Origin of the sequence: Mucilaginibacter sp. (assembly GCF_041660805.1) — a bacterium.
Classification (GTDB): Bacteria; Bacteroidota; Bacteroidia; order Sphingobacteriales; family Sphingobacteriaceae; genus Mucilaginibacter.
Genome location: NZ_JBAZVP010000057.1, coordinates 1 through 12382, shown reverse-complemented (window position 1 = coordinate 12382; position 12382 = coordinate 1). Strand labels below are relative to the sequence as shown.

Genomic DNA, 12382 nt, shown 5'->3' with positions numbered 1-12382 from the left:
TATTTAAGCCCGAAGCATAGCAAAGTCAGAGGACCGAATCCCTAAATAGGTCTCCACACCTAGGATCGGAGCTGGTTCACCTCTGACTTGCGATATCTTTTAAATATAAAACAAACCTAATGGATTGCAGCGGGTACCGGCCCGTGGCTAAAGCCCTGTGCGGTATGAGCATAAAGCCCGACCGCAGGGAACGCCCAAATAATAATTTGCACTCATCATCTTCACGTCAAATCATTTTATAAAACACATTTACTAAAACGTATTCCCAAAATAATCGTTATTACCAAAAGGAGATAGACCAATGGCAAACTTTCAGGACATTATAGCATCAGACAAACCCGTATTAATTGATTTTTCGGCAGAGTGGTGTGGGCCGTGTAAAATGATGCCGCCTATTTTGAAACAGGTTAAAGATGCACTGGGAGATAAGATTACCATCATCAAAATAGACATAGATAAAAACCCCGCTGCTGCCAGCGCTTATAATGTACAAAGCGTACCTACTTTAATGGTATTCCAAAACGGGCAAAGCAAATGGCGACAAAGCGGTGTAATGCAGGCCAACCAGTTACAGCAGATAATGCAGCAATACATAAAAGCTTAATTGCTTTATAAATAGCTAAGCCACCATTGGTGATGAGTTTTCTTGTACTTAGAGAACCATTTGCAGGGGTAGTAAAGCAATAAAATTATTCCCAGCCAAAGCAGGTATGTTATAGCCAGGTTAAAACCCATGCCCGGCGGTTCAAACAAAAAAGGCACATTTGGGGTAACGATCTGTGATGTTTTAAAGCCCTGGGCAAAAAATACGATCACCGATAAAACCCTGATGAGGTAAAAGTGAAGCACGTAGTAAAAGAATGGCACACTGCCATACACTTTAAAAAAGGCTGCAAGCTTCCCGCTAACATTTTCTGTTACAGCTAATACAAATAGCCCGACTGATAAAGTAAGGCAACAATACATTAACGAGGGAGGATATTTACTTACGTTAAGAAACGACATAAGCGTAAATATGCCGTTCTTTTGAACCGCCCATGGTGCCGGGTCGCCGTACCCGTTTACAAATCTTAAAATTAAAAAGGCTATAAATATTGTAATTGAAGAATATAACAAAATTGCCTTTCTACTCACAAGATTATAATCTGATCTGTATAAAGTACCAAAAGCATACCCCAGCAGCATTACACCGGTCCATGGCAATACCGCATATAAAACAAATGCGTAGTGATTTTGATCTAAAGCGAGCAATGTACCCCTTGCCGTAAAAAAGATCTTCATTAATACATCTTCAGTACTGTTTGGCTGGAGTTTTAGTGTAGTAAGCACATCATGTCCAACAATTAACAGCAAGCCTATCAACCCGATTATCCGTACCGGTAGCCAAACCAATAGTGCGAGGATGATCATGCTGATACCAATAGCCCATATTACCTGCAAAGCAATTGCATTAAAAAGCGGATTAAGGAAAATTGCGAAAGACATCAGCACAACCTCAACCAATATAAGCCAGAAGCCGCGTTTAATTAAAAATCCGCTTAGTTCGCTTTTTGATCTTCGTGTGCCTGCAAGATAAGCCGAAAGACCACTCAGAAAAACAAATACCGGTGCGCAAAAGTGCGTTATCCAACGGGTAAAAAACAACGCCGGGTAGGTTGTAGCCATATCCGTTGCACTATAGGTTAAAGCGCCCTGGTGGAAAAATTCGCGGGTATGGTCAATCGCCATGATAAGCATAATTACTCCCCGCAAAACATCAACAGACTGGATCCGCTGTTTGGTAGTTGTGGTTGCACTCATAATTGCTAATAGTCAAGGTTTTATGACTTGAAGATAGCAATTATAAATATTCCAAAAAAACTATTGTTTTTCTGCAACCGGGGCTTCTTTTTTACCGGCACGCTTGCGCAGGTATAGCCAGGAGAGCAGGTACAAACAAAACAGCCCTAACAGGAATCCACCTAAAACGTCTGTGAACCAATGGGCGCCTAAATAGATGCGGGAAACAGGGATCAGAAAGATCATGAGCAGGCTAATGCCCCCAACAATTATGCGAACTGTTTTATTTACATTCTCCAGCTGAAACATCAGCATCACCAAAAAGCCAAAAAAGATCACATAAAACAACACATGCCCGCTGGGGAAACTTTGCTGAGTGGTTTTAAAAACTATCCGCACCAATGTATCAGACGGCCTCGGTCTGTTCACAATTGCTTTAAATATTGTACTCACCACGCCTGCAAGCATAGTGAACAATACATATAAGGCAGCCTTTTTATACTTAAACATAAAAAGAACCAAACTGGTTAGTCCAATCATTATTGGTGCACCGGGTATATAACCGGGGATACTTATCAAGTACATTGCCTGGTCAATAAAATGGTTTTGATGCTCTTGAACTTCCCGGGAAAATTTAATATCAATTGCAGATGCCGGAAACAACTGAACCATTATAGTAAGCGCTATAAAACCCAGTGTAATTAAGGATAGTACTAACAGCATAATATGCCGCCTGTGTATATTCATTTATATTAGATCAGATCTTTAAAATGTTTGTAATTGGCTTTTACGGTGTCAATCACCTCGTCCACACGGCCGTTTAGCATTAATTTGGTCATAGATAAAGCCATACCTTTAACCTGGCTTAGTTCCACCTTTGGCGGCATAGCCAGGGCGTTAGGGTCAGTAAAGATATTTACCAGTGCCGGGCCGTTGAACATTAAAGCTTCGCGCAATGCTTGTTTAGCCTCATCAGGGTCGGTAACGGTTATGCCTTTCATGCCCATTGCTTTGGCTACCATTGCAAAATCCGGGTTATGCATTGTGGTTTGCCAATCGGGCAGGCCGGCAACTTCCATTTCCAGCTTTACCATTCCTAATGACCGGTTGTTGAACACAATTATCTTTACCGGCAGGTTATATTGCGTTATAGTTGCCAGATCGCCTAACAACATAGACAGGCCGCCATCGCCGCAAAGGGCTATCACCTGCCTGCCGGGCATTGCCAATGCGGCACCAATTGCCTGCGGCATAGCATTGGCCATTGAGCCATGGTTAAAAGAACCTATCATTTTGCGTTTGCCGGTAGCATTGATATACCGCGATCCCCAAACGCATGACATGCCTGTATCCACTGTAAATATAGCATCATTAGCAGATAACTCATTTATCAGGCTGGCAACGTACTCGGGATGGATGTTGTCTTTCTTACCAACATCATCCACGTAAATTTTCATATTATTTTTAACCTTACCATAAAACTCCAGCTGCGCCTTCAAAAAGCTGTCATCTTCCTGCTGATCTATCAAGGGCAACAAGGCAGCCAGTGTATCTTTTATAGATCCGCATAAACCAACCTCAACCTTTGCACGCCGGCCAATACGTTCGGGCTTAATATCTACCTGCACTATCTTGCATTCTGCAGGCATAAAGGGCGTGTATGGAAAATCTGTCCCCAATAGTACTAACAAATCCGATTCATGCATGCTATGGTAAGCCGATGGCAGGCCTAATAAGCCGGTCATGCCCACTTCATTAGGGTTATCATACTGGATATCCATCTTACCACGGAACGAGTAACCTACGGGCGCGTTCAGCCGTTGCGATAAGGCAACCACTTCATCATGCGCATCGGCAGCGCCTATGCCGCAAAACAAGGTTATCTTTTTATGCTGATTAAGCAACGCAGCCAATTTGCCCAGATCCTCGTCAGAAGGCTTGATAACTGGTATAGGATTGTAATTGATAGTAGAGCTCATTATTTCCTCAGAATCCATACTGGTTAAATCTCCGGGTACGCCAATAACTGCTACTCCCTTGCGGTGCAATGCGGCTTGTATCCCTGCCTGCATCATACGCGGAAATTGTTTTGGTGTGGTAGCAACCTGGTTATAGTAACTGCAATCATCAAATAGTTTGATAGTATTGGTTTCCTGGAAGTATTCGGTGCCATACTCAAAACTGGCAACGGTTGATGCTATGGCGATAACGGGGGCGCCTGATCTGTGTGCATCATACAGGCCGTTTATAAGATGCACATGCCCCGGGCCACTACTGCCTGCGCAACAGGCTAATTGCCCTGTTACCTGCGCCTCTGCCCCTGCTGCATAAGCTCCGGCTTCTTCATGGCGCACATGTATCCATTGGATAGTCCCTTCGCGCCTTACCGCGTCATTCACTTCGTTTAAGCTATCACCTGTTACCGCGTATATTCTTTTGATGCCCGCATTCACCAGCATTTCAACCATTTGGTCAGCTATATTTGCCATATTTCCGTTTAATATTATTTAATATTATATAATCTTAAACCTAATAAGGTGGCGGGGGTTTTAAAATTTAGTAAATTACCTTAAATTGATTTATATGGGACGAGTTGTAATTGTAGCCTATCAGCCTAAAGCAGGCAAATCGGCAGAATTAAAAAAATTAGTACATACGCATGTACCCCGTTTAAAGGAAGAGGGCCTGGTAACGGATAGAAAACCTGTGATATTAGAGGCTACCAACGGCACTATTATTGAGATATTTGAATGGCTATCCGCAGAGGCCATACAACAGGCACATCAAAATAAAGTAGTGCACCAGATGTGGGCCGAATTTGATGTAGTTTGTACTTACGTACCACTAAATACTTTAAGCGAAACCGGTAATATGTTTGCCGAATTTACTCCTGTTGAATTCCCTGATCACGAGAATAAATAAAGACTAAGCCAAAATACCACGCACAAAAAAAGCCTCCCGATATATCAGGAGGCTTTTGTATTTTAAAAGAAGTAAAATTAATTACTCGCCTTTTTCAGCATTTTCTTCTTTATCATCAGCTGCAGGAGCTTCAGTTGCAGGAGTTTCTTCTACTTCTGGTGCAGTTTCAGCAACCGGAGCAACAGCTACAGTTTCTTCAGCTACAGGAGCAGTTTTAGCTTTTGAAGCACCACCACGACGACGTGTTGATTTCTTCTCAGTTTTAGCAGCGTCTTTAGTGTAAACGGTGTTGTAATCTACTAACTCAATGATCGCCATTTCAGCGTTATCGCCTAAACGGTTCTCTAACTTAACAATACGAGTGTAACCACCTGGGCGGTTAGCAATTTTCTCAGCAATTTCGCGGAACAAAATGTTCACTGTATCCTTATCCTGCAGGTAGCTGAATACGGTACGGCGTGAGTGCGTAGTATCGTTTTTTGATTTTGTTAATAATGGTTCAACATAACCGCGTAAAGCTTTTGCTTTAGCTAAAGTTGTTGTAATACGCTTGTGTAAGATAAGCGAAGATGCCATGTTAGACATCATCGCTTTACGATGGCTGTCTGTACGGCCTAAATGGTTTACTTTCCTTCCGTGTCTCATTTGTTTGTTAATTTGTGCACGTGCATACCGTTGGGCGACTTATAAATCAAGCCCGCGGAATTATGCCCTCGCTTATTGTTTATTATTATTTATTAGTGAGTGGTGAGTAGAGAGTTGTGAGCAGTTAAAACCAATCACTATTCTCTAATCACTATTCACAATACCTTATTCTTCGTCTAACTTAAATTTAGACAGGTTCATACCAAAAGATAATCCTTTTGATTTAACCAGGTCCTGAATTTCAGTTAATGATTTTTTACCAAAGTTTCTGAATTTTAACATATCAGCAACATCGTAAGAAACTAAATCTGCAAGGCTACGGATATCAGCAGCTTTAAGGCAGTTTAATGCACGTACGCTCAGATCTAAATCAACCAATTCGGTTTTAAGGATCTTACGCATGTGAAGAATTTCTTCGTCAACTTCTTTGGTTTCTTCTTTAGCCTGTGCTTCAAGCATCATGTTCTCATCAGAGAACAGCATGAAGTGCTGAATAAGAATTTTTGCAGCTTGTTTCAAAGCATCCTCAGGATGAATTGAACCATCAGTAGAAATGTCAAGGATCAATTTTTCGTAATCCGTTTTTTGTTCTACACGATAGTTTTCAAGCGTATATTTAACATTCTTAATAGGTGTGAAGATAGAATCAATAGCTATCACGCCTACATTAGCATCAGGGTTTTTGTTTTCCTCGTTACTGATGTAACCACGACCTTTAGCAACAGTAAGCTCAACTTCAAGCGTTACTGATGAATCCATGTTACAAATAACAAGATCAGGGTTCAATACTGTAAAGTTGTTTGAAAACTTAGTAATGTCGCCTGCACTAAAAGTATCCTGGCCGTTAATGATCACAAATATTTTCTCATTATCGCCCGATTCACCTGTCTTTTTAAAACGAACTTGTTTTAAATTAAGGATGATCTCGGTTACATCTTCAACCACACCTTTAATGGTTGAAAATTCATGCATTACACCTGATATACGTAAAGATGTAATTGCATAACCTTCTAATGAAGAAAGTAAGATACGACGCAGAGCATTACCAATGGTTACACCGAAGCCTGGTTCTAACGGACGAAACTCAAACGTGCCATCAAAATCGTTTGATTTCTGCATGATAACCTTGTCTGGTTTTTGAAATGCTAAAATTGCCATTTATATCTTTTGTTTATTGTTTAATGATTTGAATAGATTATAACCACGAAAATGATTGACATAATATGCCAATCACCTTGTGGATAAGTATCGTTATTATTTTGAGTATAACTCCACAATAAGGTTTTCCTTAATGTTCTCAGGAATCTCATCACGATTTGGATAGTTTAAGAATTTGCCTTTTAATTCAGCAGCATCCCACTCTAACCAGCTATATTTATTTACTTTACGGCCGGCTACTGAATTAGTAATGGCTTCAAGTGTTTTAGATTTTTCACGTACTGCAATCACGTCACCAGCTTTTAAAGCGTAAGATGCAATGTTTACAACGCTACCGTTAACGGTAATGTGTTTGTGACCAACCAATTGGCGTGCGCCTGAACGTGTAGGTGCAATACCTAAACGGTAAACTGCATTATCTAAACGTGCTTCTAGGAATTTCAGCAAGTTTTCACCTGTGATACCTTCTTTAGCAGATGCTGTGTGGAACAAGTTTTCGAACTGACGCTCTAATACACCGTAAGTGTATTTAACTTTTTGTTTTTCCATCAGCTGTACAGCGTACTCTGATTGTTTTCCTCTTCTTTTGGATGCACCGTGCATGCCAGGAGGATAATTTTTTCTTTCTAACGCTTTGTCCGGACCGAAGATCGGCTCGCGGAACCTACGCGCAATTTTTGATTTTGGGCCTGTATATCTTGCCATTTTTGTGTGTTTTAAAGTATCAAGCAGCCCGCAGCTGCCGAATCTTAGCTTTAAAAATTGGGTTAATTAAACTCTTCTTCTTTTTGAAGGACGGCAACCATTGTGTGGAAGCGGAGTAATGTCCTTAATTGTAGTTACCTCGATACCTGTTGTTTGCAGGGTACGGATAGCAGACTCGCGGCCTGAACCCGGGCCTTTAACAAAAACTTCTACCTTACGTAAGCCTAAATCATAAGCTGTTTTACCGCAATCGGCAGCAGCCTGACCGGCAGCATAAGGAGTGTTCTTTTTAGAACCTTTAAAACCCATTTTACCTGCAGACGACCATGATACAGCTTGTCCGCTTTTGTTGGTAAGGGTGATAATGATATTGTTAAAGGTAGCGTTGATGTGTGCTTCGCCTACAGCTTCAACAATTACAACGCGCTTTTTGGTAACTTTTTTACTTTTAGCCATTTTTCTTAATTATTGAGTTGATGAATTAGTGAATTAGTGATTTCTAATTCGGACCCATCAACCATTTGGATAATTTTATATTCCTGATAAGCTTCAAGTAAAACTACTCACCGCTCACCAATCACTATTTACTATTTAGTAGCTTTCTTTTTGTTAGCAACTGTTTTACGTTTTCCTTTACGGGTACGTGAGTTGTTTTTAGTGCGCTGGCCACGTAATGGTAAACCTTTACGGTGACGGGTGCCTCTGTAGCAACCTATGTCCATCAAACGTTTGATGTTCAACTGAACTTCTGAACGAAGAGAACCTTCAACTTTAATTTGATCGTTGATGATAGTACGAATAGCAGTTAACTGATCATCAGACCAATCTTGCACTTTTGTATTAAAATCAATACCAGCCTGGGTTAAAATTTCCTGGGCAGTTGAGCGGCCAATGCCGTAGATATAGGTTAAGCCTATCTCGCCTCTTTTGTTTTTTGGTAAATCAATACCTGATATCCTTGCCATATTTTTTTGTTTTTAAAGCAACGACCGAACGGCGGCTACCGTTGTACGAATCGTTACAATATTTTTAATTATCCCTGACGCTGTTTAAACTTTGGGTTCTTTTTGTTTATAACGTAAAGTTTCCCGTTACGGCGGATGATCTTGCAATCAACGCTGCGTTTTTTAATGGATGCTCTAACTTTCATCTCGTTCTTATTTATATCTGTAGGTTATTCTTCCTTTTGTTAAATCATACGGACTCATTTCTAATTTTACTCTGTCGCCAGGTAAGATTTTAATGTAGTGCATCCGCATTTTACCGGATATGTGTGCAATAATCTCGTGGCCGTTTTCAAGTTCAACCCTGAACATTGCATTTGACAATGCTTCGCGAATTGTACCATCTTGCTCAATCGAGGATTGTTTTGCCATATTTTACTGATTATTACTTGATTATCCACCCCAAAACCGGGATGCAAAATTAATAAAAATATTTTATATTTTATTCTTTTCTTTTAAAACTTCATCAACATATGAAAACGTTGACAAAACATCCGGTTTTCCCTTCTTTACAGCTACCGTATGCTCGTAATGTGCCGATGGTTTTTTATCAACCGTTGATACGGTCCATCCATCGTCCCAAAACTTAACACCGGCACGGCCTGCATTAATCATCGGCTCAATGGCAATAACCATTCCTTCCTCTAATTTAATACCGGCACCGCGCTTGCCATAGTTAGGCACTTCTGGCTTTTCATGCAGGCGTATACCCACACCATGGCCAACAAGCTCTTTTACTACACCAAAACCATGCTTCTCGGCATGTTCCTGCACCGCGTAGCCAATATCGCCAATGCGCATGCCTACAACGGCTTTCTCAACGCCACGCTCTAAACACTCCTTAGTTACACGCATTAGTGTTTTAGTGGTCTCGTCAACCTCGCCAATGGCAAAGGTATAAGCCGAGTCGCCGAAGTACTTATTAAGTACTACACCGCAATCAACAGATACCAGGTCGCCTTCAACCAAAACATGTTTGCCGGGGAAACCGTGCACTACCTGGTCATTAAGCGATATGCATAATGAATAAGGGAAGCCGTTATAATTTAGGAATGCCGGAACTCCGCCATTATCGCGGATAAATGTTTCGGCAAGTTTATTTAGTTCAAGGGTTGTAACACCGGGGGCAATAACTTTTGCTACCTCCCCCAATGTTTTGGAAACAAGTAAAGAACTTTCTCTTATTAGTTCTATCTCTTCGACAGACTTATAATTGATCTTTGACATGTATTATATTAAATAACCGGTGGGGTTGCACCCGCGGCTGTAGGGATACTTGAACGGCCTTTGATCCGGCCTGTTTTCATTAATCCATCGTAATGACGCATTAACAAATGGCTTTCAATTTGCTGTAAAGTATCTAATACCACACCCACAAGGATGATCAATGATGTTCCACCAAAAAATCTTGCAAACATACTGCTCACACCAACCATGCTGGCAAATGCCGGCACAATAGCTATAATTGCCAGGAAGATAGATCCCGGTAGCGTGATCTTTGAAATTACAGCATCAATATAATCTGCTGTACTTTTACCCGGCTTAACACCTGGTATAAAACCACCGTTCTTTTTCATATCATCAGCCATCTGGTTAGGATTAACCGTAATAGCTGTATAGAAGTAAGTGAACAGTATAATTAATATACCAAACGTTAGGTTATGCTCCCATGAGTTAGGGTTTGATAAGGCTATTAACGCACTATTTGAGCTTGCATTAGGGAAAAATTGCGAAACTGTTGCCGGTATAAACATTAATGCCTGCGCAAATATAATAGGCATAACACCCGCAGCATTTACCTTTAAAGGTATATACTGGCGCACGCCACCATACTGTTTGTTACCTACAATACGTTTTGCGTATTGTACCGCAATTTTCCGGGTTCCCTGCACAATCAATATGGTAAACATTACCACACCAAGCAGTGCCACAATTTCAACGATAAAGGTTATTAAACCACCAGCACCACCAGTACGTGATTGGAATTCAACCAAAAATGCACTTGGCAATTCGGCAATAATACCGGTCATGATAATCAATGAGATACCGTTACCAATACCTTTATCAGTGATCTTCTCGCCTAACCACATTACAAATAAGGTACCTGCTGTTAAAACAAATACGTTTAATACCGTAAAATATGGGTTAGGTAATAACATGGTATCAGGCGTAACCTGTGAGCGCAGATATCCTACTGCCTGTAATGCAGTAATAACAATAGTTAGGTATCTTGTCCACTGGTTTAGTTTGTTACGGCCGCTTTCGCCTTCTTTTTGCAGTTTAATAAAATACGGAACTGCTATGCCTAACAACTGCAGCACAATTGATGCTGATATGTATGGCATAACACCCAATGCAAAAATAGATGAACGTGAGAACGAACCTCCTGCAAACATGTTTAATAAGCCTACAAGCCCTTCTTTAGCTTTCTCTGAATGTAATGCAGCTGCATTAACACCAGGCAAAACAATAAAAGAACCTACACGATATATCAAAAGAAATAAGAGTGTGTTTGTTATACGCACTCTCAGATCTTCAATTTTCCAGATATTGGATAATGTGGTGAATAATTTCTTCATCGAAATTTACAACTTTACAATAGTTCCGCCGGCTGCTTCAATAGCTTTTTGCGCAGTAGCAGTAAATGCGTGTGCCTGAACTTCTAATTTGGCAGTAAGTTCGCCACGGCCTAATATTTTTACCAAGCCATTTTTTGAAACTAAGCCATGCTCTTTCAGTGTATCAAAGTTAACTGATGATAATGTATATTTTTCAGTTAATGCTTGTAGCACATCAAGGTTAACACCAACATACTCTACACGGTTAGGGTTTTTGAAACCTACCTTAGGTACACGGCGTTGTAATGGCATCTGGCCACCTTCAAAACCTACCTTAGTAGATGTACCTGAACGTGAACCGGCACCTTTATGGCCACGGGTTGATGTACCGCCACGGCCAGAACCTGTACCACGGCCAATTCTTTTTCTATTTTTAGTAGAACCTTCTGCAGGTTTTAAATTACTTAAATTCATGATATTAAATATTTTCTACTGCTACCAGGTGGTTAACTTTCCTAACCATACCAATAATAGCTGCAGTGGCTTCAACTTCCACACTGTGGTTAATTTTTTTAAGACCTAAGGCCTCAACAGTTTTTTTCTGGCGCTCGCTTCTGTCGATAACGCTTTTAATCTGTGTTATTTTAATTTTCGACATGACTGTTTATCCGTTAAATACTTTTCCTAAACTAATACCGCGTTGCTGAGCTACTGTATGTGCATCACGTAATTGTGATAATGCAGATACGGTTGCTTTAACCACGTTGTGTGGGTTTGATGATCCTTTTGATTTAGCCAGTACGTTATGTACACCTGCCGACTCAAGAACCGCACGCATTGCACCACCAGCTATTACACCAGTACCGTTTGCAGCAGGTTTTAAGAATACAAAACCACCAGAGAATTTACCAATTTGCTCATGAGGGATAGTGTTGTTGATAATTGGAACCTTTACCAGGTTCTTTTTAGCATCATCAATACCTTTAGCAATAGCTTCGGTAACCTCTTTCGCTTTACCTAAACCGTAACCTACAACACCGTTCTCATCACCTACTACCACAATGGCAGAAAAACTGAATGTACGGCCACCTTTGGTTACTTTGGCTACACGTTGTATGCTTACCAGCCGATCTTTTAATTCGATCTCGCTGGTTTTTACTCTTTTTATGTTGATTGTTGACATTTCCGTTTTCGATTAAAAGTTTAAACCGCCTTCACGTGCACCTTCAGCCAGTGATTTAACACGGCCATGGTACAGGTAACCATTTCTATCAAAAACCACGTCTTTGATACCTGCAGCGATAGCTTTTTCAGCCACCAACTTACCTACAGCTACTGATTGGTCTGATTTTGTTCCATCAGCAGTAAACTCTTTTGACAGAGATGATGCTGAAACAATGGTTTTACCAGATACATCGTCAATAATTTGAGCATAGATGCCTTTGTTGCTTCTGAAAACAGATAAGCGAGGGCGTGCTGTTGATCCTGAAAGGCGTTTTCTGATGCCTTTTTTAATCCTGTCTCTTCTTGATAATTTCATGACGATTATTTTTTAGATGCTGATTTACCTGCTTTTCTTCTCAATACTTCGCCAACAAACTTGATACCTTT

The 12382-nt window shown here is 40.6% G+C and carries 18 protein-coding genes; 2 read left to right on the top strand and 16 right to left on the bottom strand.

From position 1 onward, the window contains the following. Positions 1–301: 301 nt before the first annotated feature. Positions 302–604 (top strand): thioredoxin, encoded by a 303-nt coding sequence (gene trxA / locus WC743_RS27790; RefSeq protein WP_373016816.1) that lies wholly within the window; start codon positions 302–304, stop codon positions 602–604. A 5-nt stretch (positions 605–609) separates the two neighbouring features. On the opposite strand, the gene WC743_RS27785 is transcribed toward trxA, so the two are convergent. Genes WC743_RS27785 through WC743_RS27775 form a run of 3 tightly spaced genes read right to left on the bottom strand, consistent with a single transcriptional unit; the run spans position 610 to position 4268 of the window. Beyond that, positions 610–1800, bottom strand: coding sequence for a DUF1624 domain-containing protein (locus WC743_RS27785; RefSeq protein WP_373016815.1), 1191 nt, complete (start codon positions 1798–1800; stop codon positions 610–612). 60 nt (positions 1801–1860) lie between these two features. After that, entirely contained in the window at positions 1861–2502 is a 642-nt protein-coding gene (locus WC743_RS27780) for a phosphatase PAP2 family protein (protein WP_373016814.1), read from the bottom strand. Positions 2503–2531: 29 nt separating this feature from the next. Then, positions 2532–4268, bottom strand: a complete 1737-nt coding sequence (locus WC743_RS27775) for a thiamine pyrophosphate-dependent enzyme (protein ID WP_373016813.1) — start codon at positions 4266–4268, stop codon at positions 2532–2534. 94 nt (positions 4269–4362) lie between these two features. Here WC743_RS27775 and WC743_RS27770 point away from each other — a divergent pair, with 94 nt between their 5' ends. Continuing rightward, positions 4363–4701, top strand: coding sequence for a hypothetical protein (locus WC743_RS27770; RefSeq protein WP_373016812.1), 339 nt, complete (start codon positions 4363–4365; stop codon positions 4699–4701). Between the two features lie 81 nt (positions 4702–4782). Here WC743_RS27770 and rplQ read toward each other — a convergent pair whose 3' ends face one another. The 13 genes from rplQ to rplR all read right to left on the bottom strand — a co-directional run bounded on the left by rplQ (position 4783) and on the right by rplR (position 12317). Further along, positions 4783–5346: a 50S ribosomal protein L17 gene (gene rplQ, locus WC743_RS27765; protein ID WP_373016811.1), complete on the bottom strand. Its 564-nt coding sequence runs from the start codon at positions 5344–5346 to the stop codon at positions 4783–4785. 165 nt (positions 5347–5511) lie between these two features. Then, complete coding sequence (locus WC743_RS27760; protein WP_373016810.1) at positions 5512–6504, bottom strand: DNA-directed RNA polymerase subunit alpha; 993 nt, start codon at positions 6502–6504, stop codon at positions 5512–5514. 96 nt (positions 6505–6600) lie between these two features. Further along, a complete protein-coding gene (gene rpsD, locus WC743_RS27755) occupies positions 6601–7209 on the bottom strand; it encodes a 30S ribosomal protein S4 (protein WP_373016809.1) in 609 nt (202 codons plus the stop codon). Positions 7210–7275: 66 nt separating this feature from the next. Beyond that, positions 7276–7665: a 30S ribosomal protein S11 gene (gene rpsK / locus WC743_RS27750; RefSeq protein ID WP_373016808.1), complete on the bottom strand. Its 390-nt coding sequence runs from the start codon at positions 7663–7665 to the stop codon at positions 7276–7278. A 131-nt stretch (positions 7666–7796) separates the two neighbouring features. Beyond that, a complete protein-coding gene (gene rpsM, locus WC743_RS27745) occupies positions 7797–8174 on the bottom strand; it encodes a 30S ribosomal protein S13 (protein ID WP_373016807.1) in 378 nt (125 codons plus the stop codon). Positions 8175–8242: 68 nt separating this feature from the next. After that, complete coding sequence (rpmJ, locus tag WC743_RS27740; RefSeq protein WP_082855993.1) at positions 8243–8359, bottom strand: 50S ribosomal protein L36; 117 nt, start codon at positions 8357–8359, stop codon at positions 8243–8245. Positions 8360–8366: 7 nt separating this feature from the next. Next, positions 8367–8585: a translation initiation factor IF-1 gene (gene infA / locus WC743_RS27735; RefSeq protein ID WP_022833270.1), complete on the bottom strand. Its 219-nt coding sequence runs from the start codon at positions 8583–8585 to the stop codon at positions 8367–8369. 63 nt (positions 8586–8648) lie between these two features. Further along, positions 8649–9440 (bottom strand): type I methionyl aminopeptidase, encoded by a 792-nt coding sequence (map, locus tag WC743_RS27730; protein ID WP_373016806.1) that lies wholly within the window; start codon positions 9438–9440, stop codon positions 8649–8651. Positions 9441–9448: 8 nt separating this feature from the next. Next, the gene (secY, locus tag WC743_RS27725) at positions 9449–10792 is read right to left on the bottom strand and encodes a preprotein translocase subunit SecY (protein ID WP_373016805.1); all 1344 of its coding nucleotides are present in this window, start codon (positions 10790–10792) and stop codon (positions 9449–9451) included. A 6-nt stretch (positions 10793–10798) separates the two neighbouring features. Next, on the bottom strand, positions 10799–11245 hold the full coding sequence (gene rplO / locus WC743_RS27720) for a 50S ribosomal protein L15 (RefSeq protein ID WP_373016804.1): 447 nt from the start codon (positions 11243–11245) through the stop codon (positions 10799–10801). A 4-nt stretch (positions 11246–11249) separates the two neighbouring features. After that, a complete protein-coding gene (gene rpmD, locus WC743_RS27715) occupies positions 11250–11429 on the bottom strand; it encodes a 50S ribosomal protein L30 (protein WP_067059736.1) in 180 nt (59 codons plus the stop codon). A gap of 6 nt (positions 11430–11435) precedes the next feature. Further along, entirely contained in the window at positions 11436–11954 is a 519-nt protein-coding gene (rpsE, locus tag WC743_RS27710) for a 30S ribosomal protein S5 (protein ID WP_144246482.1), read from the bottom strand. A gap of 12 nt (positions 11955–11966) precedes the next feature. Then, the gene (gene rplR, locus WC743_RS27705) at positions 11967–12317 is read right to left on the bottom strand and encodes a 50S ribosomal protein L18 (RefSeq protein ID WP_373016817.1); all 351 of its coding nucleotides are present in this window, start codon (positions 12315–12317) and stop codon (positions 11967–11969) included. Positions 12318–12382: the final 65 nt, after the last annotated feature.

Coding starts and splice junctions, on each gene's coding strand:
- trxA (WP_373016816.1), top strand. CDS start 302: ATGGCAAACTTTCAGGACATTATAGCATCAGACAAACCCGTATTAATT.
- WC743_RS27785 (WP_373016815.1), bottom strand. CDS start 1,800: ATGAGTGCAACCACAACTACCAAACAGCGGATCCAGTCTGTTGATGTT.
- WC743_RS27780 (WP_373016814.1), bottom strand. CDS start 2,502: ATGCTGTTAGTACTATCCTTAATTACACTGGGTTTTATAGCGCTTACT.
- WC743_RS27775 (WP_373016813.1), bottom strand. CDS start 4,268: ATGGCAAATATAGCTGACCAAATGGTTGAAATGCTGGTGAATGCGGGC.
- WC743_RS27770 (WP_373016812.1), top strand. CDS start 4,363: ATGGGACGAGTTGTAATTGTAGCCTATCAGCCTAAAGCAGGCAAATCG.
- rplQ (WP_373016811.1), bottom strand. CDS start 5,346: ATGAGACACGGAAGGAAAGTAAACCATTTAGGCCGTACAGACAGCCAT.
- WC743_RS27760 (WP_373016810.1), bottom strand. CDS start 6,504: ATGGCAATTTTAGCATTTCAAAAACCAGACAAGGTTATCATGCAGAAA.
- rpsD (WP_373016809.1), bottom strand. CDS start 7,209: ATGGCAAGATATACAGGCCCAAAATCAAAAATTGCGCGTAGGTTCCGC.
- rpsK (WP_373016808.1), bottom strand. CDS start 7,665: ATGGCTAAAAGTAAAAAAGTTACCAAAAAGCGCGTTGTAATTGTTGAA.
- rpsM (WP_373016807.1), bottom strand. CDS start 8,174: ATGGCAAGGATATCAGGTATTGATTTACCAAAAAACAAAAGAGGCGAG.
- rpmJ (WP_082855993.1), bottom strand. CDS start 8,359: ATGAAAGTTAGAGCATCCATTAAAAAACGCAGCGTTGATTGCAAGATC.
- infA (WP_022833270.1), bottom strand. CDS start 8,585: ATGGCAAAACAATCCTCGATTGAGCAAGATGGTACAATTCGCGAAGCA.
- map (WP_373016806.1), bottom strand. CDS start 9,440: ATGTCAAAGATCAATTATAAGTCTGTCGAAGAGATAGAACTAATAAGA.
- secY (WP_373016805.1), bottom strand. CDS start 10,792: ATGAAGAAATTATTCACCACATTATCCAATATCTGGAAAATTGAAGAT.
- rplO (WP_373016804.1), bottom strand. CDS start 11,245: ATGAATTTAAGTAATTTAAAACCTGCAGAAGGTTCTACTAAAAATAGA.
- rpmD (WP_067059736.1), bottom strand. CDS start 11,429: ATGTCGAAAATTAAAATAACACAGATTAAAAGCGTTATCGACAGAAGC.
- rpsE (WP_144246482.1), bottom strand. CDS start 11,954: ATGTCAACAATCAACATAAAAAGAGTAAAAACCAGCGAGATCGAATTA.